16 protein-coding genes are annotated in these 25606 nt (G+C 72.6%); 10 read left to right on the top strand and 6 right to left on the bottom strand.

Going from position 1 to position 25606, the window contains the following annotated elements; genetic code table 11:
* Positions 1 to 301: 301 nt before the first annotated feature.
* Positions 302 to 1534, top strand: coding sequence for a hypothetical protein (locus O7604_RS15050; protein WP_281579915.1), 1233 nt, complete (start codon positions 302 to 304; stop codon positions 1532 to 1534).
* Positions 1521 to 2366, top strand: coding sequence for a class F sortase (locus tag O7604_RS15045; RefSeq protein ID WP_281579914.1), 846 nt, complete (start codon positions 1521 to 1523; stop codon positions 2364 to 2366). Before O7604_RS15050 ends, O7604_RS15045 begins: the two co-directional genes overlap by 14 nt.
* Before the next feature lie 64 nt (positions 2367 to 2430).
* Here the strand turns inward: O7604_RS15045 and O7604_RS15040 are convergent, their stop codons facing one another.
* Entirely contained in the window at positions 2431 to 7494 is a 5064-nt protein-coding gene (locus O7604_RS15040; RefSeq protein ID WP_269704412.1) for an NAD-glutamate dehydrogenase, read from the bottom strand.
* A 288-nt stretch (positions 7495 to 7782) separates the two neighbouring features.
* Between O7604_RS15040 and O7604_RS15035 the strand changes: the two genes are divergently transcribed.
* Both O7604_RS15035 and O7604_RS15030 read left to right on the top strand, forming a co-directional pair.
* Entirely contained in the window at positions 7783 to 9747 is a 1965-nt protein-coding gene (locus O7604_RS15035; protein WP_269704411.1) for a penicillin-binding transpeptidase domain-containing protein, read from the top strand.
* A gap of 111 nt (positions 9748 to 9858) precedes the next feature.
* Positions 9859 to 10302 (top strand): hypothetical protein, encoded by a 444-nt coding sequence (locus tag O7604_RS15030; protein WP_269704410.1) that lies wholly within the window; start codon positions 9859 to 9861, stop codon positions 10300 to 10302.
* Between the two features lie 8 nt (positions 10303 to 10310).
* Here the strand turns inward: O7604_RS15030 and O7604_RS15025 are convergent, their stop codons facing one another.
* The 3 genes from O7604_RS15025 to O7604_RS15015 all read right to left on the bottom strand — a co-directional run bounded on the left by O7604_RS15025 (position 10311) and on the right by O7604_RS15015 (position 14350).
* On the bottom strand, positions 10311 to 11537 hold the full coding sequence (locus O7604_RS15025) for an arginase family protein (RefSeq protein WP_269704409.1): 1227 nt from the start codon (positions 11535 to 11537) through the stop codon (positions 10311 to 10313).
* Between the two features lie 58 nt (positions 11538 to 11595).
* Positions 11596 to 12513 (bottom strand): tetratricopeptide repeat protein, encoded by a 918-nt coding sequence (locus tag O7604_RS15020; protein ID WP_281579913.1) that lies wholly within the window; start codon positions 12511 to 12513, stop codon positions 11596 to 11598.
* 148 nt (positions 12514 to 12661) lie between these two features.
* Positions 12662 to 14350: a methylmalonyl-CoA mutase family protein gene (locus tag O7604_RS15015; RefSeq protein WP_269704407.1), complete on the bottom strand. Its 1689-nt coding sequence runs from the start codon at positions 14348 to 14350 to the stop codon at positions 12662 to 12664.
* Positions 14351 to 14667: 317 nt separating this feature from the next.
* Between O7604_RS15015 and O7604_RS15010 the strand changes: the two genes are divergently transcribed.
* Positions 14668 to 15048: a hypothetical protein gene (locus O7604_RS15010; RefSeq protein WP_281579912.1), complete on the top strand. Its 381-nt coding sequence runs from the start codon at positions 14668 to 14670 to the stop codon at positions 15046 to 15048.
* Positions 15049 to 15051: 3 nt separating this feature from the next.
* Here the strand turns inward: O7604_RS15010 and O7604_RS15005 are convergent, their stop codons facing one another.
* Positions 15052 to 16695 carry a PucR family transcriptional regulator ligand-binding domain-containing protein gene (locus O7604_RS15005; RefSeq protein WP_281579911.1) on the bottom strand — a complete coding sequence of 548 codons (1644 nt, stop codon included), beginning with the start codon at positions 16693 to 16695 and terminating at the stop codon, positions 15052 to 15054.
* A gap of 148 nt (positions 16696 to 16843) precedes the next feature.
* Here O7604_RS15005 and O7604_RS15000 point away from each other — a divergent pair, with 148 nt between their 5' ends.
* The 5 genes from O7604_RS15000 (at position 16844) to O7604_RS14980 (ending at position 23219) form a co-directional block, all read left to right on the top strand.
* On the top strand, positions 16844 to 18334 hold the full coding sequence (locus O7604_RS15000) for a CoA-acylating methylmalonate-semialdehyde dehydrogenase (RefSeq protein ID WP_269707012.1): 1491 nt from the start codon (positions 16844 to 16846) through the stop codon (positions 18332 to 18334).
* A 20-nt stretch (positions 18335 to 18354) separates the two neighbouring features.
* Positions 18355 to 19686, top strand: a complete 1332-nt coding sequence (locus O7604_RS14995) for an aspartate aminotransferase family protein (RefSeq protein WP_281579910.1) — start codon at positions 18355 to 18357, stop codon at positions 19684 to 19686.
* 116 nt (positions 19687 to 19802) lie between these two features.
* On the top strand, positions 19803 to 20933 hold the full coding sequence (locus O7604_RS14990; RefSeq protein WP_281579909.1) for a thiamine pyrophosphate-dependent enzyme: 1131 nt from the start codon (positions 19803 to 19805) through the stop codon (positions 20931 to 20933).
* A 28-nt stretch (positions 20934 to 20961) separates the two neighbouring features.
* The gene (locus tag O7604_RS14985; protein ID WP_281579908.1) at positions 20962 to 21936 is read left to right on the top strand and encodes an alpha-ketoacid dehydrogenase subunit beta; all 975 of its coding nucleotides are present in this window, start codon (positions 20962 to 20964) and stop codon (positions 21934 to 21936) included.
* Positions 21937 to 21950: 14 nt separating this feature from the next.
* Complete coding sequence (locus O7604_RS14980) at positions 21951 to 23219, top strand: dihydrolipoamide acetyltransferase family protein (protein WP_281579907.1); 1269 nt, start codon at positions 21951 to 21953, stop codon at positions 23217 to 23219.
* A 78-nt stretch (positions 23220 to 23297) separates the two neighbouring features.
* Here the strand turns inward: O7604_RS14980 and O7604_RS14975 are convergent, their stop codons facing one another.
* Positions 23298 to 25598 (bottom strand): arylsulfatase, encoded by a 2301-nt coding sequence (locus tag O7604_RS14975; protein WP_281579906.1) that lies wholly within the window; start codon positions 25596 to 25598, stop codon positions 23298 to 23300.
* Positions 25599 to 25606 lie beyond the last annotated feature (8 nt).

The following is a 25606-nucleotide window of genomic DNA, read 5'->3' as shown; positions in this document are numbered from 1 at the left end:
CGTCCCACCAACCCCGTCCGCTACGACCCGCCCGGCTCGATGGAACGCCATGGGTGTCAGAACGGCCCGATGACACCCGTGACGTTCCACCCACGGCGCGCACCTCCGCGACGCCGGGGCACGACGGGCGAAGCGGCGACGACGGCGACCGAAGTGGGGCCGATCGGCGCGGCGGGTCTGGGACAGCGCGGACACGCCTGATCTCGACAAACTCCTAAAAGCGAATCTTTCCCCGAATAACTCGCGAAAAGGTCTAACGTCGGCCTTAGCGCGACTGACGTCGGGCTCAGGACGAACAGGGATGGAGACGCTGGTCATGGCTAAGAAGATGCTCGGGAAGGTGGTCGCGGGCGCCGCTCTCGGCGGGGCGGGCCTTCTCGCGTTCACCCCGGGGATGGCCTACGCGGGCGGGCACGACGACAGCAAGGTCATCGCCAAGCCGCACGTGGTGAAGGCGGGGGACACCGTCGAACTGCTCGCGATCTGCTCCGAGCCGCAGAAGCACGCCACCGTCTGGTCGAAGGTGACCGGCAAGGTCGACCTGCACCCGGCCCGGGACGGCGAGCACGGCGACCGGACCGACCGCGGCGGCGACTGGGGCGGTGACAAGGACTGGGGCTGGGACGACAAGGGCCCGGAGGGCAAGGACGAGCACGGCAAGGGCCCGGACGGCAAGGACGAGCACGGCAAGGGCCCGGACGGCAAGGACGAGCACGGCAAGGGCCCGGACGGCAAGGACGAGCACGGCAAGGGTCCGGACGGCCGCGGCGAGCCGGGCTGGGACGACAAGGGCCCCGGCGGCAACGGTCCGGGCGGCAACGGTCCGGGCGGGAACGGTCCGGGCGGGAACGGTCCGGGCGGCGACGGGATGCCGCAGCCTCCGGCGAACCAGCCCCAGCCGGGCGGCCAGCCGGAAGGACAGCCGCAGCCGGGCGGTGCGGGTGCCGGCGCGGCCGTCGAGCCCGGGGACTGGCAGGGGCACGACGAGTACGGCCAGGACGCCGAGCCGGGCTGGGAGAAGGAGAAGCGGGGCGAGCCCGACTGGACCAAGGACGCGCACGGCCCCGACGGCAAGGAGCGGCACGGCAAGGACGAGCACGGCAAGGACGCCAAGGGCGAGTACGGCAAGGACGCCGAGCGCGACTACGGCAAGGACGAGCACGGCTCGTGGCAGGGCGGCAAGGACGACTGGCAGGCGAGCGGAGGCGCCTGGCAGGACGAGAAGGGCGACTACGGCAAGGACGCCGAGCGCGACTACGACAAGGACGGCTGGGAGCACGGGAAGGACTTCGTCTACTACGGCGAGGCCACCGTCTCGCACGACGCCCGGCCGGGCCGCTACGAGCTGCGGGGCTCCTGCGGTGAGGGCGAGCTGGTCGTCCTGCCGCGCGGCGGGGTCGACGGTGGCGACGGCGGCATGACGACCACCGGCGTGGACCGCAACCTCGCCACCGGTGGCGCCGGCATGATCGGTGCCGCGGCGCTGGGCGGCCTGGTGCTGCTGCGCCGGCGGCGGGCCGGTGGCCTGGTCTGACCGGACGACGACCCGGGCCGGCGGCCGTCACGGAAGTCCGTGGCGTGCCGTCGGCACGGCCGTCGTCGTCCTGCTCGCCATGGCCGGGGCCGGGCTGGTCGGCGCGTCGGTCCGCACCGTACCGCCACCCGCCCCGCCGCAGCCGATCTCGCAGGCGGGCCCGGTCACCACGGAGCCACAGATCGATCCGGGCACCGTCTACACCGACCCGGACGCCGGAGGGCGGGTGACACCGGACGCCTCCGCCCAGCCCGTACCCGGCGGCGACGGGCAACCGACTGCGGGCGCCACCGGCCAGGCGACGCCGGGCGTGCCGGCCGGGCCCGCCACCCCGGGCGCCCCGGCCGCGACGGGTGCCACCGGAGCGGCCCCGCTGCCCCGGTCCGCGCCGGTCACCATCTCGATCCCCCGCATCGGGGTGCAGGCCCCGATCATGTCGCTCGGCACGAATCCGGACGGCACGGTCCAGGTGCCCCCGCTGGACCAGGCCATGAAGGCCGGCTGGTACTCCCCCGGCGCCAGCCCGGGCGAGGCCGGCAACGCGGTGATCGTGGGTCACGTCGACTCCGCCCAGCTCGGCCCGGCGGTGTTCTTCAACCTCGGCGCGCTGGTGCCCGGCGACACGATCGTGGTCGCCCGGCAGGACGGCAGGCCCGCCACGTTCGCGGTGCGGGAGGTGGGGTCGTACCCGAAGACCGCCTTTCCCGCCGCGCAGGTCTACGGGCCGTCGGCCACGCCCGCCCTACGCGTGGTGACCTGCGGCGGGGTGTTCGACAAGACGGCCGGCAGCTACCTGAACAACATCGTCGTCTACGCCGAGATGACCGGCTGAGGCCGGGAACGGCGGTGGCCCGGTGGTCGGGGAACCGACCGCCGGGCCACTCGTGCGTGCGGCGTCAGGCCGCCGCCGACGTCCGGACCAGGGTACGGATCTGGCGCAGCAGCACCGACAGCGCGGACAGGTCGGCGCGGGACTCGTCGAACTCCCCCATCGCCCGGTGCGCCCGGTGGATCGAGGTGGCGTTCGCCTGCTCCCACGCCTGCACCCGCTCGACCGGCGGTACGTCCTCCGGCGTCGACCCGAGCACCTCCGCGGTGAGCGCGGCCAGCGCGGCGTACAGGTCGTAGCGCAGCGCCATCCGGGCCAGGGTCTGCCACCTGTCCTCGCGGGGCAGCAGGGAGATCTTCGACAGCAGCGCGTCCACCCGGAACCGGTCGGAGAGCACGAAGTAGACCGAGGCCACCTCGCTCACGTCCCGCCCGGTGCCCTGCGCCGTCTCGACGATGTCCAGCAGGCCGAAGCTGTACATCAGGCGGGTCGCCTGCTCGGCCAGGTCACGCGGCAGCCCGCGGCCGACCAGCGACTCGATGTGCGCCGCGATGGCCTCCCGCTCGGTGCCCCAGAACCGGTGCTCCAGGTCCGGCAGGAGCCGGGCCACACCGTCACGCAGCCGGGCGATCTCCGCCGGCACGTCGATCGGCGAGCGCCGGTTGGTGACCAGCCAGCGCACCGCGCGGTCGAGGAGCCGCCGGGTGTCCAGGTAGACGGCCGTCTGCAACTCGGGCGAGACCTTGTTGTCCAGCGCCTCGACCGCGTCCCAGAGGTCGCGCAGGCCGAACACCTCGCGGACCACCACGTACGCGCGGAGCACGTCCGCCGCGGACGCGGCCGTCTCCTCGACCACCCGGAAGACGAACGAGATGCCGCCCCGGTTGATCGCCTCGTTGACCAGGACCGTGGTGACGATGTCCCGGCGCAGGCGGTGCCGGCCCATCCGGTCGGCGAAGCGCTTCCGCAGCGGGGTCGGGAAGTAGTTGACCAGAACCTCGGTCGTCCACTCCTCGTCCGCCAGGCCCTCGCCGACGATCTCGCGCTCCAACACGATCTTGACGTACGCGAGCAGCACCGCGAACTCCGGCGCGGTCAGGCCGCTCTCGGTGCGGACCGCCAGTTCCTCGTCCGACGGCAACGCCTCCAGCGACCGGTTCAGCGCGCCGGACCGCTCCAGCTCGTTGATCATCCGCCGGTGCACCGGGAGCAGCGAGGCGGCCTGGGCCTGGGCGTTGTTCAGTGCCCGCGCCTGGTCGTAGTTGTCCCGCAGCACCAGCTCGGCGACCTCGTCGGTCATCTGGGCCAGCAGCTCGTCGCGCTCCGGCCGGTCCAGCTCGCCGTCGGCCACCGCCGTGTTGAGCAGGATCTTGATGTTGACCTCGTGGTCGGAGCAGTCCACACCGGCCGCGTTGTCGATGAAGTCGGTGTAGATGCGGCCGCCGGTCGAGGCGTACTCGATCCGGCCCTGCTGGGTGAAGCCCAGGTTGCCGCCCTCGCCGACCACCCGGCAGCGCAGGCTCTTGCCGTCCACCCGGATGGCGTCGTTGGACTTGTCCCCCACCTCGGCGCTGGTCTGGCTGGACGCCTTGACGTAGGTGCCGATGCCGCCGTTCCAGAACAGGTCGACCGGCGCGGTGAGGATCGCCTTCATCAGCTCCTGCGGGCTGATCTGGGTGACGTCGTCGTCGAGGCCGAGCACCGCGCGGACCTGCGGCGAGATCGGCACCGACTTCGCCGTACGCGAATAGACGCCGCCGCCGGCGGAGATCAGCTCGCGGTCGTAGTCCTCCCACGACGAGCGCGGCATGTCGAACAGCCGCTTGCGTTCCTCCCAGGACCGGGCCGAGTCCGGGTCCGGGTCCAGGAAGATGTGCCTGTGGTCGAACGCGGCCACCAGCCGGATGTGCTTCGACAGCAGCATCCCGTTGCCGAACACGTCGCCGGACATGTCGCCGACGCCGACCACCGTGAAGTCCTGCGTCTGGGTGTCGTGGCCCAGCTCCCGGAAGTGCCGCTTGACCGACTCCCAGGCGCCCCGGGCGGTGATGCCCATCTTCTTGTGGTCGTAGCCCGCCGAGCCGCCGGAGGCGAACGCGTCGCCGAGCCAGAAGCTGTGCGCCTCGGAGATCTCGTTGGCGATGTCGGAGAACGTCGCCGTGCCCTTGTCGGCGGCCACCACCATGTACGGGTCGTCGCCGTCGTGCCGGACCACGTCGTCGGGCGGCACGATCTCGCCGCTGACGATGTTGTCGGTGACGTCCAGCAGGGCGGAGATGAACTCCTTGTAGCAGATCACCGCCTCGTCCCGGTCGCCCGGCTTCTGCTTGAGCACGAAGCCGCCCTTGGCGCCGACCGGCACGATCACCGCGTTCTTCACCATCTGCGCCTTGACCAGGCCGAGCACCTCGGTCCGGAAGTCCTCGCGCCGGTCGGACCAGCGCAGGCCGCCGCGGGCCACCGGCCCGTAGCGCAGGTGCACGCCCTCGAACCGGGGCGAGTAGACGAAGATCTCGAACTTGGGTCGCGGCGCCGGCAGGTCCGGGATGGCCTGCGGGTCCAGCTTGAACGCCACGTACGCCTTGGGTCGCCCGCCCACCGGCTTCTGGTAGAAGCTGGTGCGCAGCGTGGCCTGGATCAGCGTCAGGTAGGCCCGCAGGATGCGGTCCTGGTCGAGGCTGGCCACCTCGTCCAGCGCCTCGCCGATCGCGTCGACCAGCTCACCGCTGCGCTGCCGGCGCTCGTCGAGCGTGGTCGCGCCCGGGGCGAACCGGGTCTCGAACAGCTTCACCAGCAGTTCGGCGATCTGCGGGTACGCGATGAACGTCTGCTCCATGTACTCCTGGGAGAACACGGTGCCGGCCTGCCGCAGGTACTTCGCGTACGCGCGCAGCACGACGACCTGCCGCCAGGTGAGCCCGGCGCGCAGCACCAGCTCGTTGAAGCCGTCCACCTCGGCCTCGCCCCGCCAGGCGGCGGCGAAGGCGTTCTCCACGTGCGGACGTACCTCGGCCAGGTCCTGGTGCCGCTCGGGCAGCTCCAGACCGAAGTCGTAGAGCCAGATCCGGCCGTCGACGCGCTCCACCTCGTACGGGTGCTCGTCGACCACCTTCACGCCGAGCGAGTGCAGCACCGGCAGCACGGCGGAGAGCATCATCGGCTCGCCGTACCGGTAGACCTTGAACCGCACGTCCATCGCCTCGTCGGCGTCGGCAGCGCGCCCGGCGTACGGACGCGGCGGCGCCTGCTTGCGGAACAGGTGCATCTCCAGCTGGCCGGGCTCCTCCAGCAGCTCCAGCTTCGCCAGATCCTTCATCGCCTCGTACGGCGTGTGCCCGTCCTTGTAGCCCTCCGGGAAGGCGTCGGCGTACCTGGCGAACAGGTGCTTGGCCTGCTCGTCGCCGAGCTTGCGCTCCAGCACCAGCCGGTAGTCGTCGTCCCAGAGCCGGGTCGCGTCGGCCAGCTCCTCGGCGAGCAGGTCGGCGTCGATGTCACCGGGCGGGTTGTTCGGGTCGGTACGCACGATGAAGTGCACCCGCGCGAGCATCGACTCGGTCACCCGGGTGGTGTAGTCGACGCCGACGCCGTTCAGCTCGCGCAGCAGGATGTCCTGCATGCGGAGCCGGTTCTGCGTGGTGAACCGGTCCCGCGGCAGGTAGATCAGGCAGGAGATGAACCGCCCGTACGCGTCGCGGCGCAGGAACACCCGCAGCTGCCGGCGGCCCGCCATCCGCAGCACGCCGATCACCGCGTGGTAGAGGTCGTCGGTCTTGATCTGGAACAGCTCGTCGCGCGGGTAGGTCTCCAGGATCTGCAACAGGTCCTTGCCGGAGTGGCTGCGCAGGCTCAGGCCCGAGCGGTCCAGCACCTCGGCGACCTTGCGCCGGACCACCGGCAGCTCCTGCACGCTGGTCCGGTACGCCGCGGTGGAGAACAGGCCGAGGAAGCGCCGTTCCCCGACCACCTCGCCGGCCTCGTTGAAGATCTTGAAGCCGATGTAGTCGAGGTACGCCGAGCGGTGCACGGTGGCCCGCGAGTTGGCCTTGGTGATGATGAGCAGGCGCTTCTCCAACACCTTCTCGTGCGCCTCGGGCGTCATCGAGTTCAGCGACCGGGCCTCCGGCGAGTCGGAGCGCAGGATGCCCAGCCCGGTGCCGAGCACCGCCTCCAGGGCCTGCCCGCCGCGCGCCCCGTCGGTGTGCACCAGGCGGTACTCGCGGTAGCCGAGGAACGTGAAGTGGTCGTGCGCCAGCCAGCGCAGCAGCTCCACCGAGTCGGTGATGTCCTTCTCCGGCACCGGCGGGCGATTGTCCGACGTCCGGGCGGCGGCCAGTTCGTCGGCGAGCGCGAGGGCCCGCTGCCGCATCTTCGGCCAGTCCTCGACCGCCTCGCGCACGTCGGTGAGCACCCGCTGCAACTCGCGGCGCAGCGCCTCCCGCTCGGCCGGGTCACGGACCGGGTCGATCTCGATCCGCATCCAGCTCTCGACCAGGTCACCGGCGATGGCGTCGTCCGGTTCCACGTCGGCGGAGACCTCGGTGAGCCGGCCGAGCGGCTCGCGCCGCACCACGACCAGCGGGTGCACCAGCAGGTGCACGTCGAGGTGGCGGGAGTTCAGCAGGGCGGTCACCGAGTCGACGAGGAACGGCATGTCGTCGGTGACGATCTCGACGACCGTGTGGTGCTGTTCGGCGTCCGGCTCGTGGATGCGGAGCTTCAGCTCGCCCGGCACCCGCTGCTGGGCCAGGTCCCGGTGGGCCCGGGCCGCCTCCAGCATCTCCTCGGCGGTGAAGCCGATCAGCTCCTCGTCCGGCGCGAACCGCCAGAAGCGGTCCACCAGCGTGGCCGCGTCGTGGTCGTCGCCGGCGAGTGCGACCGCCTGGGCGACCAGCCGCTCCGCGTTGGGAACGGGCTCGTCCAGCTCGGCGTCCTCCGACTCGTCGGCCAGTGCCTGCGCAGGCAGGCCCAGGTCGTAGAGGGTGTCGATGCTGGAACCGGTCATCCCGGTCACTCCTGTGTCGAGACGGCTGAAACCGTCCCCGTCGGTCGCCGAATCGAAGCTGTCGTCGTCCCGGCCGGTGTCAGCCTGCCGGAGGTCGGGTCCCGGTTTGATCGCCGGACGCCGGTCCATCGGTGCCACTCCCCTCGACCCACCGCGTTGTGGGTCACTCTGCCGCCCAGCCTAGGCCCTACCGCGCGGTACCTCCCGCGGCGGACCACCGGCCGGACGTCCGGATCGGGACTCTGTCCTTTCACCCGTTGCGGGTTCGTGGTCGGCCGATCGCGGAGTACCCCGACTGGCGATGTTCATCACACTGCCACACGCTGCTTCTCGCGCTCCCGGAGGCCGTGGCGGGGCGGTGGCGAGCGCCGCGTCGTACTAGCGTGCAGGGCAGTTGAGCACCGGAGGGACCGCTTCATGCCCGTGTCGTACCCCGTCCGCCCCCGCCGCCACACCCGTCACCGTGCCCTCGCCGCGCTGGCCGCAGTCCTGGTCACAGCCGGTGCGCTGACCGGATGCTCCGGAGACGACGGCCCGGAGACGGCCGTGGAGGCGTTCCTCGGCGGCTGGCGCTCCGGCGACCTGCAGGCGGTCGGCTTCGTCGAGCCGGCCGGCGGGCGGGTGCCCGCCGGTGAGGTGACCAAGCAGATCCAGGCGCTCGCCGGCGCGCTCGCGGCCAACCCGCCGGAGCTGGCCCGCACCGGGGAGATCACCACCAAGGGCGACGTCGCCACCGCGCGCGTCAAGGTGAGCTGGGCGCTGCCCGGCGGCGGCACCTGGGCCTACGAGAATCCGGTACGCCTCAAGCGCGGCGGCGACGACCAGTGGCAGGTGGTCTGGGAGCCGTCGGTGGTGCACGAGAAGCTGGAGAGCGGGGACCGGATCGCGCTGCGGCGGGAGCCGGCGCAGCGCGCCGGTGTGCTGGACGCCGCCGGTCAGCCGATCGTCGCGCCCCGCCCGGTGGTCCGGGTGCAGCTCGTCCCCGGCGAGATCGACGACGTACCGGGCATGGTCCGGAAGCTGGACACCGCGTTCAAGGCGATCCGGCCCGCGCTCACCCCGCCGGTCGACCTCGGCGACCTGCCCAAGCGGCTCAAGGAGGCGAAGGCGGACGGGCTCGTCGAGGTGGTGACGCTGCGCGACGAGGCGTACCGGCAGATCAAGCCGCGCATCTACGACCTGGCCGGCACCCGGTTCGTCTCCGAGCAGCTCATGCTGGCGCCGACCCGCGAGTTCGCCCGGGCGCTGCTCGGCTCGGTCGACCAGGCCACCGCCGACGACCTCCAGGCCCACCCCGACCGGTACGCGCGCGGCGACCTGGTCGGCCACGGCGGCCTCCAGGGCCGGTACGACGAACGGCTGCGCGGCACCCCCGGCGTCACCGTGATCACCGAACGGACCACCCCGGACGGCAAGGTGGAGCCGACCGGCACGGAGCTGTTCCGCAGCGACCCGAAGCCCGGTCAGCCGGTGAAGACGACGATCGACGCGGCCACCCAGAACGCCGCCGACGCCGCGTTGCGCGGGCAGACCCGCCGCTCCGCCCTGGTCGCCGTGCGGATCAGCGACGGCGCGGTGCTGGCCGCCGCGAACGGTCCGGGCGCGGCGGGCGAGAACCTCGCCTTCACCGCCCAGGTTCCGCCGGGTTCGACGTTCAAGATGGTCAGCGCGCTCGGCCTGCTCGACCGCGGTGCGGTGACCCCGCAGACGACTGTGAACTGCCCGAAGACGGCGACCGTCGAGGGCCGGGTCTTCAAGAACTCGGACAACTTCGAGCTGGGCGCGGTGCCGTTCGCCACCGACTTCGCCAAGTCCTGCAACACCGCGTTCGTGGCGCTGGCGCCGAAGCTCGGCCCGGACGGGCTCGCGCAGGCGGGCCGGTCGCTCGGCCTGGAGGCCGAGTGGGATCTGGGCACCGACGCGTTCACCGGCAAGATCTCCGCCAACGGCCCGGCCACCGAGCAGGCCGCCGCCGCGATCGGGCAGGGCACCACGCTGGTCAGCCCGCTGACGATGGCGAGCGCCACCGCGGCGGTGGCCCGGGGCAAGTTCGAGCAGCCCAAGCTGCTGCTCGACCCGGCGCCGGCCAAGCCCGCGCCGGCCGGCGAGGCGCTCAAGCCGGAGTCGGTGGCGGCGCTGAAGACGATGATGCGCGGGGTGGTCACATCGGGCAGCGGCAGCGTGCTCGCGGACGTCCCGGGCGAGCCGGTGCACGGCAAGACCGGCACCGCGGAGTACGACAACAACCCGGCGCACACGCACGCCTGGTTCGTCGGCTGGCAGGGCGACGTGGCCTTCGCCGTCTTCGTGGAACAGGGCGGGGCGGGCTCGAAGGTCGCGGCGCCGATCGCCGAGCGGTTCCTGCGCGGGCTGGCCGGCTGACCGCGCTCACATCGACGTGGTTCGACCATTCGTGCGATCCGCGTCGATGCCGGAGTGCTGGATGATACGGCTCTGACCACAACGGCTCCGACCACAGTGGAGGGGGCCTCGGTGTTCCCCGACCTCTATGCGACCGCCGCCCAGGTACTCCCGGTGGTGTTGCTCGCGCTGATCTGGGAGTCCCGGTTCCTGGATCGCCTGCGGGCGCAGAACCGCCGGCTCCGGCGCGACGATCCGGGCGGTGTCCTGTTCTGGACCCGGCCCCGGGTGCGCGCGTACTCCCTGTTCATCGTGAGCGTCATCGTGACCGGGACGGCACTGGCCGTGCTGGTGCTGGCCGAGGTGCTGCCGCACGGTCGGGTGCTGCGTGCCGGCGTGACGATCTGCGTGCTGCTGGCGCTGGCCACGCTGCTCACCCGGGTCGTGCTGGACGTGCTGGCCGCGACCGGCGCCGAGCCGGGCTCCGGGGGCACGCCTCCCGTGGACCTGCCTCGGTCGCCCACCCCGCCGGAGCCCGGCCCGTCGGCGGACCGCGACGACCCGGCCATGACGTGACCGGCTGCTCAGGGGGTGCCGTCGGCGACCGACGGCGCCTCCTCGACCGGCGGCACGTCCGCGTCGGGCACCGCCACGCGGCGGAGCAGACCGGGACCGACGGGCGGTAGCCGATCCTCCGGGCCGGGCCACGGCGGTGGCTCCTCGGCATCCGCCGACGCGCGTTCGTCGAGCCCGTCGACGGCGGCGGGCGGGCCGATCGGGTCCGTCGCGACGGCGGGCACCGGCACGGTCACCGCCACCGGCTCGGCCCGGCGGCTGTCGGTGCGGGGGGCCGGTGCGACCGGCCCGGCCGGCAGCAGCCGGGGCGGCACGGCACCGGGCGCGACGACCGGGGCGAGCCCGGCCACCACCGTGTTCACGATCTCCGCCGCGTACGCCCCGTCCGGGTCGTAGTCGGGGTCGAAGACGGTCAGCTCGACGCCGAGGCAGTGCGGGGTGTCGACCAGCCCGGCGAGCAGGATCTCCAGCTCGGCGAAGGCGATGCCGCCCGGGTCGGGCGCGTCCACGGCGGGCATGACCGCCGGGTCGAGCACGTCCACGTCGATGTGCACCCAGTAGCCGGCGCAGTCGACGAGCTGCTCGTGCGCCCACTGGGCGGTCCGGGCCGCGCCCTCGGCGCGCAGCGCCGGCACCGGCCGGGTGGTGATGCCGGCGGCCTGGAGGTCGAGGCGGTACTCGTCCTGCGCGCGGATGCCGAGCACCACCACGTCGATGTCCCGGAAGTAGGGCCGTCGCCCTTCGATAGCGGCCAGGTCGGGCTGGCCCCGGCCGGTGACCAGGGCCAGGTCCTCCCCGGCCGCCGCACCGACGTAGGAGGCGTTGCCCGGGTGCCGGAAGTCGGAGTGGCCGTCGACGAAGACCAGCCCGATCCGCCCGCCGACCGCCTCGCCGAGGCGGTGCATGGCCAGCGCCGAGCCGAGCAGCACCGAGCAGTCCCCGCCGAGCACCAGCGGGAACTCGCCCCGGTCGATGATCGCGCCGATCCGGTCGGCGAGCGCCAGCGAGTACGCGGAGATCTCCGGCGCGTGGCAGACGCCGTCGCCGGGTCGCCAGTCCCCCGGGTCGTACCGGGGCGGGGTGAGGCAGCCGGCGTCGCGTGCCCGCAGCCGGGCGAGCAGGCCGTGGTCGCGCAGCGCACCAGGCGCCTTGGCGCAGCCGGGGACGGAGCTGGCGGTCGGCGGGCGCAGTCCGAGGTTCGTCGGCGCGTCGAGGACGGCGATCCGGCGCATCATGGGCTCCCGTCCTCGGCGGTCGGGCGGGCCGGCGGTGCGCCGGCCCGCGCGGGTTGACTCAGAACAGTGCGCTGGCCAGGGCGCGTCGGGCGGAGGCCACGGCCGGGTCGTCCGGGCCGGCGATGGTGAACAGGCCGAGCAGGTGCTGGCGTACCCGGTCCCGGTCGTCTCCGGCGGTGCGCCGGACCAGGCCGACGAGCCGCTTGTACGCCTGGTCGGCGAGGCCGCTGAGCACCTCGATGTCGGCGGCCAGCAGCTGGGCGTCGACGTCGTCGGGGGCGGCGGCCGCGGCGTCGAGCGCGCCCTGCGGGTCCGCGCCGGCGACCCGGCGGGCCAGCCCGACCTGCGCCAGGCCCGCCTCCGCCGCCGCGTCCCCGGGCGACTCGGCGAGGATCTTCCGGTACGCCGCCTCGGCCGCGTCGAGGTCGCCGCTCATCAGCGCGTCGTCGGCGGCGTCGAGGCGCGGGTCCTCCGGCTCGGCGACTGTGACGCCGCCGGCCTTGAGCACCGCCTGGAGCCACTGTCGCAACTGCGACTCCGGCACCGGGCCGGGGAAGGCGTCGATCGGGCGTCCGCCGACGATGGCGTACGTGGTGGGCAGCGCCTGCAGCTGGAACATCTGCGCGAGCCGCGGCTGGTGCTGCACGTCGACCCGGGCCAGCAGCCACGCTCCGCCGCCCTCGGCGGCCAGCTTCTCCAGCACCGGGGCGAACTGGTCGCTCTCCGGGTAGCCGGCGGCGCCGAAGAAGACCACGACCGGTGTGGTGAGCGAGCGTTCGAGCACCTCGGACTGGATGTTCGCCTCGGTCACGTCGATCACGGCGGCGGACCCGGCGGGGCTGCCCGGCAGCCCGGCGGGTGTGCCGCCCGGAGACGGTGTGGCGGTGGAGGTGTCGGCCGGTGCGGGGGTGCGCAGCGCGCTGAGGTCGACCGCGCCGCGGGTGAAGATCGACGAGGTGATCCGTGGGTCGCTCATGGTTGTCTAGTCTCGCACGTACGCGACGGATCTCCGACCAGCCGCGACGGCGACAGTCACCACTCTCCCCCAGCTCAGCCCGCCCGCAAGGAAGGGCCCCTTGTTAACAGCTGCTGTCAACAAGGGGCCCTTCCTTGCAGAGCGGGGGTCAGAAGCGGGCGGGCTCGCGGTAGACGCCCCACTCGGCGCGGAGCGCGTCGCAGATCTCGCCGAGGGTGGCCTCGGCGCGGACCGCGTCGAGCATGGCGGGGATCATGTTCTCGCCGGTCCGCGCCACCTCGACCATCCGCGCCACGGCGGCGGTGACGGCGGCGTCGTCGCGGGCCGACTTGCGCTCGGTCAGCACCCGGCGCTGCTCCAGCTCCACCTCGTGCGAGATGCGCAGGATCTCCAGGTCCTTGGCGACGGTGCCGGTGTGGCAGTTGACGCCGACGATCTTCTTGTCGCCCTTCTCCAGCGCCTGCTGGTAGACGAACGCCGACTCGGCGATGTGCCCGGTGAACCAGCCGTCCTCGATGCCGCGCAGGATGCCGGAGGTCATCGGGCCGATGGTGTGCGGGCCCTCCCCGCCGAGCTGCTTGATCCGGGCGAAGATCTCCTCCGCCTCGGCCTCGATCCGGTCGGTGAGCGCCTCGACGTACCAGGACCCGCCGAGCGGGTCGGCCACGTTCGTCACCCCGGTCTCCTCCATCAGCACCTGCTGGGTCCGCAGGGCGATCTCGGCCGACTCGTCGGTGGGCAGGGCGAGCGTCTCGTCGAGGGCGTTTGTGTGCAGCGAGTTGGTGCCGCCGAGCACCGCCGCCAGGGCCTCCACGGCGGTACGGACCACGTTGTTCACCGGCTGCTGCGCGGTCAGCGACACACCGGCGGTCTGCGTGTGGAACCGCAGCCACTGCGCCTTCTCGCTGGTCGCGCCGTACACGTCGCGCAGCCAGCGGGCCCAGATCCGGCGGGCGGCGCGGAACTTGGCGATCTCCTCGAAGAAGTCCACATGCGAGTCGAAGAAGAAGCTCAGGCCGGGGGCGAACGTGTTCACGTCCAGCCCGCGCGACAGGCCCAGCTCGACGTACCCGAACCCGTCGGCCAGCGTGTACGCCAGCTCCTGCGCGGCGGTCGAGCCGGCCTCGCGGATGTGGTAGCCGGAGACCGACAGCGGCTTGTACCGGGGGATCTCCCGGGCGCAGTACTCCATCAGGTCGCCGATGAGGCGCAGGTGCGGCTCGGGGTCGAACAGCCACTCCTTCTGCGCGATGTACTCCTTGAAGATGTCCGTCTGGAGTGTGCCGTCCAGCGTGGACAGGTCGGCGCCCTGCCGCTCGGCGGCGACCAGGTACATGCAGAAGACCGGCACGGCCGGGCCGGAGATGGTCATCGAGGTGGTCACGCCGGCCAGGTCGATGCCGTCGAACAGCACCTCCATGTCGGCGGCCGAGTCCACGGCGACACCACAGTGGCCGACCTCGCCGAGGGACTGCGGGTCGTCCGAGTCGCGGCCCATCAGCGTCGGCATGTCGAAGGCGACGGAGAGACCGCCGCCGCCCGCGCCGAGGATCATCTTGTAGCGCTCGTTGGTCTGCCGGGCGTTGCCGAAGCCGGCGAACTGCCTGATGGTCCAGGTCCGCCCGCGGTAGCCGGTCGGATACAGACCCCTGGTGTACGGGAACTCGCCCGGCCAGCCGATCCGCTCGAACCCGGGGTACGCGGTGTCCTCCGGCGGGCCGTACACCGGCTCGACCGGCATTCCGGACAGCGTGGTGAAGTCCGCGTCGCGCTTGCGGGCGGCGTCGTAGCGGGCCTGCCAGCGGGCCCGACCGGCGGCGATCTCGTCAGCGTCCATGCGCGGAGCTCCTTCTCAAGTCGTCGTCCCGAGTCCGAGTGTAGAGCGGGATCCTGAACGATCCTTAAGGGCTCGCGTACCGGCCGGTAACCCGGCGGCCGGTCCCACCGGACGACCCATCACCGTCGATCCGCAGGTCAGGGCCCTGTCTCACGTGGCGGACGACTGCCCGGCGCGACCTCCCGGAGGCCCGGTTCCCGTGCCAGACTCCGGCCGTGGGCAATCGAATCGCGACCCGGCTGATTACCTAGGCGGCGTACGCCTCCGCGTGCGTCGCCGGCCACGAGATCCTGTCGGCTCGTCCTTGAGAGGCCCCCGTGAGCGTGTCCGCATCCACCCCCGCCACCGTCGACCATCCCCGGCCCGCCCCCGGCCGACCGCACGCCGAGCCCGCCGCCAACCACGGCACGCCGACCACGATGGTGATCCACCTCGGCGTGGGCCACTCCACGACCGGCCTGCTCAAGGTGCTCTCCGTGCTGCACTCCCGCCGGGTCGCCGTCTCACACGTCCAGTACGTGCAGTGCCCCGACCGGTCCGCGGTGATGATCGTCGAGTGCACCCCCGGCACGGCGCCGATGGAGACGGTCCGCAAGAGCGTCGCGAACGCCGTACCGGTGGTCAGCGTCAGCGTGCACAGCGCGCCGACCCGCGACGGCGCGCGGCGCCTCCGGTCGGGCCGCGGCACCCACAGGTGACGATCAGCCGGTGGGCTCCGGGCCGCCGGCGCGCATGACGTCCCGGGCGGTGAGCGCCACGTGCAGCGACAGGCGCCGCTCGCTCGAGTCCAGGTCTACGCCGAGCACCCGCTCGATCAACTCCAGCCGCTGGTAGAGCGCGGATCGCGACAGCGACATCGCGTCCGCCGCGCGCCGCTTGTTGCGGCCCTCCACGAGGTACGTCTCCAGCAGCGCGACGTGGTTCGTGCCGTGCCGCTGGTCGTAGGAGAGCAGCGGGCCCAGCTCGCGCTCGACGAACGTCTGCAGGCGCACGTCGTCGCGGAGCAGGTACAGCAGGCCCCGCAGGCGGACGTCGCCGAGCCGGTAGAACGGGCGGGGCTCGGCGGTGTGCACCGTGGCGTCGGCCACCTGCGCCGCTTCGACAAGCGAACGCCGGGCCAGGTCGAGCGTCCGGACCACCGATCCGGCGGCGACGACGACGTCCGAGCCGGCCCGGTGCCCCGCCCGGGTGAGCGCGGTGGACAGGCCGTGCAGCGCCGCTTCGTCGGAGCCGGTCTCGTCGAGCGCGACGAGGAGCGTGACGCCGGTGCCACCGGCCGCCTCGTCCACGTCACCGACCAGCGCGGCGAGCCCGCACTCGCGTACCGCCGTCTCCACCGCGTCCAGCAGTTCCCGCCGGGGCGCGTTCGGGCCGGCGCCGCCGGCCGGGGCCGGACGCCGCCGCCGGACCACGACGCCGAGCAGCAGTCGCTGCTCCAGGACGACACCGAGCCCGCGCGCCCGCAGCGCCACGTCCCGGGTGGGCGCCGAGTGGTTGACGATGCTCAGCAGCAGGCTGCTGCGCGCCTGCCGTTCGACAGACGACGAGTCCCGGGCCACGAGCTGGTTCAGCGCGATGGTGGACGCGGCGCGCTCCAGCAGCACCCGGGTCCGGGCCGGCGGCTCCTGCTCGCACAGCAGCACGAGCCGCCCCCACCGGTTGCCGCGCGCCTCGACGCTCGTCACCAGCCAGCCCGAGCGCGGCTCGTAGCCGGTGCCGGACGGGACCTCGACCGCGCGGGAGCGGGTCTCCCAGCGGTCGAGCAGTTCCTCGGCGGTGAGCGGGCCGGTCTCGTACGCCAGCACGTGATGGGCGAGGTTCTCCAGCACGGCGGGACGCCGGGACAGGCGGGTGACCTCGCGGAGCACCTGCCGGGGCTCGGCGCCCTCCACCGACAGCTCGGTGAAGATGCGGTGGATCTCGTCCTTCGCGAGCAGGTCGGCCGTCTGCTCCTCGACGATCACGGAGTGGACGACCTCGGTGACGGCGACGAAACGCATCTCGCGCCGCAGCGCGATGAGGGGCAGGTTCCGGCTGCGGGCGTGCTCGACCAGCCCGGCCGGCAGGGTGCCACCGAACCGGCGGCCCAACTCGACCACCACACCCGCCACCCCGACCGCCGCCAGGCCGTCGATCCACCGGCGCAGGCCGTCGTCGTCAGGGGGCAGGCCGATACCGGTCGTCAGCACCAGCTCGCCGCCCCGGAGCAGGTCGGCGATCTCGGGGATCTCGGCGACGTGCACCCAGCGCACCGGCGCGTCCAGCCGGTCCCGGCCCGCCAGGACGCGCGGCCCGGCCTGCTGCAACGCCGGCAGTTCGAGCACGTCGCGGACCGTCATGGGCATCGGAGCGTCTCCCCCTCTCCTCGGCGCACAGTATGTGCGCTTCCCGCGGACGGGAACGACACAGTGCCCATTGCCCCGACCTGGGGAAGCGCAGATGATCCCGGGCATGACCCAGACAGCACCCGGCACCGTGCCCGCTCCCGTCCCGCTGGAGCGGGTGACCCACTGGATCGACGGCAAGCCGTTCGCCGGCGTCACCGAGCGTACGGCCCCAGTCTACGATCCGGCGCTGGGCGCGGTCCGGACCGAGGTGCCGCTGGCCTCGGTCGACGAGGTGGACCAGGCCGTCGCCTCCGCCGCCGCCGCGTTCGCCTCCTGGCGGAACTCGTCGCTGACCAAGCGCACGCAGGTGCTGTTCGCGTTCCGGGAGCTGGTCAACCAGCACAAGCAGGAGCTGGCCGAGCTGATCACGGCCGAGCACGGCAAGGTCGTCTCCGACGCCCTCGGCGAGGTCACCCGGGGCCTGGAGGTCGTCGAGTTCGCGTGCGGCATCCCGCACCTGCTCAAGGGCGGCTACTCGGAGGGCGTCTCCACGAACGTGGACGTCTACTCCATCCGGCAGCCGGTCGGCGTCTGCGCCGTGATCTCCCCCTTCAACTTCCCGGTGATGGTCCCGATGTGGTTCGTGCCCATCGCCATCGCGGCGGGCAACGCCGTCGTGCTCAAGCCCAGCGAGAAGGACCCGTCCGCGTCGCTGCTCGTGGCCCGGCTGTGGGAGCAGGCCGGCCTGCCCGCCGGCGTGTTCAACGTCGTGCACGGCGACAAGGTCGCCGTGGACCGGCTGCTGGAGCACCCCGAGGTCAAGGCGGTGTCGTTCGTCGGTTCCACGCCGATCGCCCGGTACGTGTACGAGACCGGCACCCGCAACGGCAAGCGCGTCCAGGCCCTCGGCGGCGCGAAGAACCACATGGTGGTGCTGCCGGACGCCGACCTCGACCTGGCGGCCGACGCGGCGGTGAACGCCGGGTTCGGCTCGGCCGGCGAGCGGTGCATGGCGATCTCGGCCCTGGTGGTCGTCGAGCCCGTCGCAGACGACCTGGTGGCCCGGATCCGCGAGCGGATCGCCACGCTGAAGGTCGGTGACGGCCGGCGCTCCTGCGACATGGGCCCGCTGGTCACCCGGGAGCACCGCGACCGCGTCGCGTCGTACCTCGACGCTGGTGTCGAGGCCGGCGCGGAGCTGGTGGTGGACGGCCGCGAGGTGCGGGTCGACGGCGACGAGTCCGGGTTCTGGCTCGGCCCGAGCCTGCTGGACCGGGTGTCGCCGGAGATGAGCGTCTACACCGACGAGATCTTCGGGCCGGTGCTCTCCGTGGTGCGCGTCGGCAGCTACGACGAGGCGCTCGCGCTGGTGAACGCCAACCGGTACGGCAACGGCACGGCCATCTTCACCAACGACGGCGGTGCGGCCCGCCGCTACCAGAACGAGGTCGAGGTCGGCATGGTCGGCGTCAACGTGCCGATCCCGGTGCCAATGGCCTACTACTCCTTCGGTGGCTGGAAGGACAGCCTCTTCGGCGACTCGCACGCCCACGGCGCCGAGGGCGTGCACTTCTTCACCCGCGGCAAGGTCGTCACCTCCCGGTGGCTCGACCCCAGCCACGGCGGCATCAACCTCGGCTTCCCCGAGAACGTCTGAGCAGCGGAGAGAGAACGCCGATGAGCAGCAGCGCACGCCGCACCTACGAACTCGACCGGGCCCACGTCTTCCACTCCTGGTCCGCCCAGTCGCTGCTCGACCCGATGGTGGTCGAGCGGGCCGAGGGCTCGTACTTCTGGGACGGCGACGGGAACCGCTACCTGGACTTCTCGTCGCAGCTCGTCAACACCAACATCGGCCACCAGCACCCGGTGGTGGTCGCGGCGATCCAGGAGCAGGCCGCCAAGCTGTGCACGATCGCGCCGTCGTACGCCAACGACGCCCGGGGCGAGGCGGCCCGGCTGATCGCCGAGCTGACCCCGGCGGGCCTGGAGAAGGTGTTCTTCACCAACGGCGGCGCGGATGCGATCGAGCACGCCGTCCGGATGGCCCGGCTGCACACCGGCCGGCCGAAGGTGCTGTCGCAGTACCGCAGCTACCACGGCGGCACCCAGACCGCGGTGAACCTCACCGGCGACCCGCGCCGCTGGCCCAGCGACAACGGCACCGCCGGGGTCGTGCACTTCTTCGGCCCGTTCCTGTACCGGTCGGAGTTCGGCGCCACGACCGAGGAGGAGGAGTGCACGCTCGCGCTGCGCCACCTCGAACGCGTGGTGGAGATGGAGGGCCCGTCCACCATCGCCGCGATCGTGCTGGAGACGGTGCCGGGCACCGCCGGCATCATGCCGCCGCCGCCGGGCTTCCTCGCGGGCGTACGGGAGCTGTGCGACAGGCACGGCATCCTCTACATCGCCGACGAGGTGATGGCGGGCTTCGGGCGTACCGGCGCCTGGTTCGCGCTGGACCACTACGGCGTGGTGCCCGACCTGATCACCTTCGCGAAGGGCGTGAACTCCGGTTACGTCCCGCTCGGCGGTGTGGTGATCGCCGACCACGTGGCCGAGACGTTCGCCACCCGCGCCTACCCCGGCGGCCTGACCTACTCCGGTCACCCGCTGGCCACCGCCGCCGCCGTCGCCACCATCAACGTGATGCGGAACGAGCGGATCGTCGAGAACGCCGCCACGATCGGCGCCGACGTGCTGGGCCCGGGACTGCGCGAGCTGGCCGAACGGCACCCGAGCGTCGGTGACGTACGCGGGCTCGGCGTGTTCTGGGCGCTGGAACTGGTACGCGACCGCGAGTCGAAGGAGCCGCTGGCGCCGTACGGGTCGTCGTCGCCGGAGATGAACGAGGTGCTGGCCGCATGCAAGCGGGGCGGCCTGGTCGCGTTCGCGAACTTCAACCGGATCCACGTGGTGCCGCCGTGCACCGTGTCGGAGACGGAGGCCAAGGCGGGCCTGGCGATCCTCGACGAGGCGCTGACACTCGCCGACCGCCACACGGTCTGAGGCAATGCCCATCACCGCCCGCCGGGTCCACCCCGGCGGGCGGTCCCGTATCCGAGATCCGCGAGACGGCCGGTGACCCCGGTGACGCGGAGACCGACGCACCCAGAAGGTGACGAATGACTACCGTAGATCTCGCCGACCCACCGGTCACCAACCCCTTCGCCGGCACCACCGGCCTTCCGCGTACGTCCGAGGGCTGGACCCAGCTCGTCGCCCCGGACGGGCGCCTGCACCCGGACGTCGACGCCGACCGTGACGCCCTCGGCCGCCTCACCCGCGACCTGTACCGGGGGATGCGGCTCGCCCGCCGCCTCGACGACGAGGCGTTCGCGTTGCAGCGACAGGGTGAGCTGGGCCTGTGGCTGCAGTGCCGCGGCCAGGAGGCCGCCCAGATCGGTTCGGTAGCGGCGGTACGCGCCGACGACTACGTCTTCCCGAGCTACCGGGAGCACGCCGCGGCCCTGTGGCGCGGCATCGGCCCGGCCGACCTGCTGCGTCAGTGGCGCGGCGTCGCGCACAGCGGCTGGGACCCGGAGCCGTACGCGTTCCACATCTACACGCTGGTGCTGGCCGCCCAGCTGCTGCACGCCACCGGGTACGCCCTCGGGGTGCAGCGCGACGGCAGCGACACGGTCGTCGTCACGTATTTCGGTGACGGGGCCGCGAGCGAGGGCGACGCGAGCGAGGCGATGAACATCGCCGCGGTGAACGCCGCCCCGATAGTGTTCTTCTGCCAGAACAACCAGTGGGCCATCTCGACGCCGACGGCGTCGCAGACGCGTACCCCGATCCACCGGCGCGGCGCCGGCTTCGGCCTGCGCAGCGAGTGGGTCGACGGCAACGACGTGCTGGCGGTGTACGCGGTGACGTCGGCGGTGACCGAGCACGCCCGGTCCGGCGCCGGCCCCGCGATCGTCGAGGCCACCACGTACCGGATGGGCGGGCACAGCACGTCCGACGACCCGACCCGGTACCGCACGGACGACGAGCTGGAGGCGTGGCGGGCGCGGGACCCGCTGGCCCGGGTCGAGGCGCTCATGCGCGCCGAGGGCTGGAGCGACGAGGCGTTCCTCGGCGAGATCCAGGCCGAGGCGGACGAACTGGCCGACCGGACCCGCCGGGAGTGCCTGGCCCTGACGGCGCCGGACCTCGCCGACGCCTTCGCCACGGTGCTGGCCGACGTGCCCCAGCTCCTGCGGGAGGAGCGCGACGCGTTCGTCGCCTACCGCGCCTCCTTCCTCGACTGACGCCCGCCCGCGATCGGAGAACTCGTTCATGCTCACCCTCTGTCAGGCACTGAACTCCGGCCTGCGCCGCGCCATGAAGGACGACGACAAGGTCCTCCTGATGGGCGAGGACGTCGGCCGGCTCGGCGGCGTCTTCCGGGTCACCGACGGTCTCCAGAAGGACTTCGGTGAGGCCCGGGTGGTGGACACCACTCTCGCCGAGTCCGGGATCGTCGGCACGGCCATCGGGCTGGCGCTGCGCGGGTACCGCCCGGTCTGCGAGATCCAGTTCGACGGCTTCGTGTACCCCGCGTTCAACCAGATCGTCTCCCAGCTCGCCAAGATGCGGGCCCGCACCGGCGGCCGTACCGCCCTGCCGGTGGTGATCCGGATCCCGGTCGGTGGCGGCATCGGCGCGGTGGAGCACCACAGCGAGTCGAACGAGGCGTACTTCGCGCACACCGCCGGGCTGCGGGTCGTCTACTGCGCCAGCCCGGACGACGCGCACTGGATGATCCGGCAGGCCGTCGCCGGTGACGACCCGGTCATCTTCTACGAGCCGAAGCGCCGCTACTGGGTCAAGGGCGAGGTGACACCGGAGGACTCCGGGCCGCCGCTGCCGCTGGACCGCGCCCGGACCGTACGGCCGGGCAGCGACGTGACGCTGCTGACGTACGGCGGCACTGTCGCCACCTGCGTGGCCGCCGCCGAGGCCGCGGCGCAGGAGGGCCGCGACATCGAGGTGATCGACCTGCGGTCCATCTCCCCGCTGGACGTGGCGACCATCGAGGAGTCGGTGCGCCGCACCGGCCGGGCGGTGGTGGTCCACGAGGCCCCCACGTTCGCCGGGTTCGGTGCCGAGGTCGTCGCGCAGGTGACGAGCCGGTGCTTCTACTCGCTGGAGGCGCCGGTCGAGCGGGTCGGCGGCTTCAACCTGCCGTACCCGCCGGCGAAGGTCGAGGAGGAGTACCTGCCCGACCTGGACCGGATCCTCGACGCCGTCGACCGCGTCCTGGCCGCCTGAAGGGAGAGGTACACGTGACCGTTCAGCAGTTCCGTCTGCCCGACGTCGGCGAGGGCCTCACCGAGGCCGAGATCGTCACCTGGCGGGTCGCACCGGGCGATCCGGTCGGCCTCAACGACGTCATCGTGGACATCGAGACCGCCAAGGCCGTGGTCGAGCTGCCCAGCCCGTACGCCGGGGTGGTGGACCGCCTCCTGGCCGAGGCGGGGCAGACCGTCGAGGTCGGCTCGCCGATCATCGCGATCCGGACCGGGGACGACCCGGACGCCGCGCCGGCCGCCGCATCGCCGGCCACCGAGGAGCCCGCCGAGGAACGCACCGCGGTGCTCGTCGGCTACGGGGTGTCCGCCCAGGCGCGGACGCGGCGGCCACGCCGCGCCACGCCGTCGGTACGCCCGGCCGAGCCGGCCCGCCCGGCGCACACGTCCCGGCCGCCGGTGCTCACCAAGCCTCCGCTGCGCAAGCTCGCCAAGGACCTCGGTGTGGAGCTGACCGAGGTACGCGGCAGCGGCCCCGGCGGCCGGATCACGCGCCAGGACCTGCTCGACCACACCACCGGCCCGGCGCCGGCGACCGACGCCCGGCGGGACGAGCGCCTGCCCGTGCGCGGGGTCCGCAAGGCGACCGCCGCCGCCATGGTCGCCAGCGCGTTCACCGCGCCGCACGTCACCGAGTTCCTCACCGTCGACATGACCGGCACCGTCGAGTTCGTGGACCGGCTGAGGCAGGACCCGGCCTTCCAGGGGGTGAAGGTCAGCCCGCTGCTCGTGGCGTCGCTGGCGGTGCTGGACGCCGTCCGCCGGCATCCGGACGTGAACTCCAGTTGGGACGAGGAGAACCAGGAGATCGTCCGGTTCGCCGACGTCAACCTGGGCATCGCCGCCGCGACGCCGCGCGGCCTGCTCGTGCCGAACATCAAGGCCGCGCAGACCCTTCCGGTACGGGACCTCGCGGTCGCCCTCAACGAGCTGGCGAGCACCGCGCGGGAGGGCCGCACCCGTCCCGCCGACCTGGCCGGAGGGACGATCACCATCACCAACATCGGCGTGTTCGGCGTGGACGCCGGCACTCCGATCCTCAACCCCGGCGAGGCGGCGATCCTCTGCCTCGGCGCGCTGCGCCGGATGCCGTGGGTGGTCGACGAGCAGGTCGTTCCCCGGTGGACGGTGCAGTTGTCGCTGTCGTTCGACCACCGGCTGGTGGACGGGGAACTGGGCAGCCGGGTGCTCGCCCACGTCGGCCGGTTCCTGGAGGACCCGCTGTGGGGTCTGGCCCTGCGCTGAGGCCCCGGTGGACGGACGGCGCGTGGACGGACAACGAGGTCCGTCCACGCGCCGTCGCCGTACGCGCGGGCGCGCGCGTCAGTCCACGACCTCGAACCCGACGCCGGCCGACGGACGCGGCGCGACGTCGCCCGCCGGGGCGATGGGCTCACCCACCTCCTCGGACGCGGCGAGCCGGAACCGCACGTACTCCAGCTCGCCGGAGAACTCGTGCCGGGCCGGGTAGCTCGGCGACACCGGCGAGTGGATGCTGCGCCCGACGTCCATGCCGGCGAACCCGTGGAAGAACGGCAGCAACCGCGGGAACAGCGCCTCGCCCGCCGCCTCGCCGTCCACGAACAGGCGGCCGGTGCCCTGGCAGTCGGCGGTCTTGGTCAGCTCGAAGGTCAGCTCCACCGGGCCCAGCGGCAACTCGCCCTCGGACCGCAGCACGTAGTGGGTGCCGAGGTGGTTGTACTCGTACACCAGGTGGTTGTCCTGGATGTGCAGCACGTAGCCGCCGCTGACGTTGCCGAGCACCACGATCACGCCGCCCTGGGTGGCGTCGGTGCGGTGCACCCGGGCGGTGATGGCGTGCGAGCGGTTCATCGTCGGCGGCACCGCCGCGCCGGAGATCGTCGGTACGCCCGCCAGGTAGGTGAAGTCCAGCCGGTCCCGTACCGATCCGGGTCGCGGCACCCGGGCCCGAACCGCGAATCCCCTGTCGTCCAGCGGCAGCACGTCGTAGCGGGCCGCCTCGATCCAGAACTCCTCGATGAGGCGCCGCAGCACCTCCGGATGCTCGGCGGCCAGGTCGCGGCTCTCGGTCGGGTCCTCGTCGATCCGGTACAGCTCCCAGCGGTCCTCGTCCCACGAGGTGCCCCGCTCGTGGAACGCGACAGCCTTCCAGCCCTGGTGGTAGATGCCGCGGTGGCCGAACATCTCGAAGTACTGGCGGTCCCGTGACGGTGGCGCCGCCGGGTCGCGCAGCCCGTCGCGGAAGCTACGGCCGTGCAGCGGCATCTGCGGGACGCCCCGGCGCACCGCGGGCGGCTGCACCCCGACGAGGTCCAGCACCGTCGCGGTGACGTCGATGCTGTGCTGGAACTGCGTCCGCACTCCCCCGCCGGGTACGTCACCGGCCGGCCAGCTCAGCACGAACGGCACCCGGACCCCGCCCTCGTGGGTGTGCTGCTTGTAGCGGCGGAACGGGGTGTTGCTGACCTGGGCCCAGCCCAGCGGATAGTTGCTCTGCGCGCGCGGGCCGCCGATCTCGTCGATCCGGGCCAGGCTGTCCTGGAGGTTCTCCGGCACCCGGTTCTGGAACGCGGTCGGGTTGAGCGTGCCCAGCGGCGTGCCCTCGGGGCTCGCCCCGTTGTCCGACATGACCACGAAGATCGTGTTGTCGAGCCGGCCGATCCGCTCCAGGAAGTCGACCAGGCGCCCGAGCTGGGCGTCGGTGTGGTCGACCATCGCCGCGTACGCCTCCTGCATGCGGGCGAACAGGCGCCGCTGCTCCGGCGGCACGTCGTCCCACGGGACGACGCCGGGGTTGTGCGGTGGCAGCGGCGCGTCCGGCGGGACGATGCCGAGCCCGATCTGCCTCCGGTGCCGGTCCGCGCGGATGACGTCCCAGCCGGCGTCGTAGCGGCCCCGGTACTTCGCCAGGTACTCCGGCGGGGCCTGGTGCGGCGCGTGCGCGGCGGCGTACGCCAGATACAGGAAGAACGGCTTCTCCGGGGTGAACGAGGTCTGGTCCCGGACGAACCCGATGGCCCGGTCGGTCAGGTCCTCGGTCAGGTGGTAGCCCTCCTCCGGGGTGGCCGGCGGGTCCACCTGGTGGTTGTCGTACACCAGTTCCGGATAGAAGTTGTCGGTCTCGGCCTCCAGGAAGCCGTAGTACCGCTCGAAGCCACGGCCCAGCGGCCACTGGTCGTACGGGCCGGACGGCGTGGTGTGCTCCAGCGGCGCGACGTGCCACTTGCCGACCGCCATGGTGTTGAACCCGGCGTCGCCGAGCATCTCCGCGACGGTGGCGGCGGCGTGGGTGATCCGCCCCCGCCCGCTGGGGAAGCCGCTGTCGAAGTTGGACAGCATGCGCATGCCGACGCTGTGGTGGTTGCGGCCGGTGAGCACGCTGGCCCGGGTCGGCGAGCACAGCGGCGAGGTGTGGAAGTTGGTGTACCGCAGCCCGGACGCGGCCAGCCGGTCGATCGTCGGGGTGTCGATCTCGGCGCCGAAGCAGCCGAAGTCGGCGAACCCGACGTCGTCCAGCAGCACGTACACCACGTTCGGGGTGCCCGGGGCGGCCCACTGCGGCGCGCTCCAGTGCTCCGTCGACTCGTGGTAGGTGCGCCCGATCGTGCCCTCGTACGGAGGGTCCGCCAGCGAACTGGTCACGGGACGCC

This window comes from Micromonospora sp. WMMA1947, from assembly GCF_027497355.1.
GTDB lineage: Bacteria > Actinomycetota > Actinomycetes > Mycobacteriales > Micromonosporaceae > Micromonospora.
Note: the sequence above shows the minus strand (reverse complement) of the source record. Positions and strands in the feature narration are given on the sequence as shown.

What these genes read in the sequence shown, in the direction of transcription:
- O7604_RS15050 (WP_281579915.1), top strand. Translation starts at nt 302, where the DNA reads ATGGAGACGCTGGTCATGGCTAAGAAGATGCTCGGGAAGGTGGTCGCG.
- O7604_RS15040 (WP_269704412.1), bottom strand. Translation starts at nt 7,494, where the DNA reads ATGGACCGGCGTCCGGCGATCAAACCGGGACCCGACCTCCGGCAGGCT.
- O7604_RS15035 (WP_269704411.1), top strand. Translation starts at nt 7,783, where the DNA reads ATGCCCGTGTCGTACCCCGTCCGCCCCCGCCGCCACACCCGTCACCGT.
- O7604_RS15025 (WP_269704409.1), bottom strand. Translation starts at nt 11,537, where the DNA reads ATGATGCGCCGGATCGCCGTCCTCGACGCGCCGACGAACCTCGGACTG.
- O7604_RS15020 (WP_281579913.1), bottom strand. Translation starts at nt 12,513, where the DNA reads ATGAGCGACCCACGGATCACCTCGTCGATCTTCACCCGCGGCGCGGTC.
- O7604_RS15015 (WP_269704407.1), bottom strand. Translation starts at nt 14,350, where the DNA reads ATGGACGCTGACGAGATCGCCGCCGGTCGGGCCCGCTGGCAGGCCCGC.
- O7604_RS15005 (WP_281579911.1), bottom strand. Translation starts at nt 16,695, where the DNA reads ATGCCCATGACGGTCCGCGACGTGCTCGAACTGCCGGCGTTGCAGCAG.
- O7604_RS14995 (WP_281579910.1), top strand. Translation starts at nt 18,355, where the DNA reads ATGAGCAGCAGCGCACGCCGCACCTACGAACTCGACCGGGCCCACGTC.
- O7604_RS14990 (WP_281579909.1), top strand. Translation starts at nt 19,803, where the DNA reads ATGACTACCGTAGATCTCGCCGACCCACCGGTCACCAACCCCTTCGCC.
- O7604_RS14985 (WP_281579908.1), top strand. Translation starts at nt 20,962, where the DNA reads ATGCTCACCCTCTGTCAGGCACTGAACTCCGGCCTGCGCCGCGCCATG.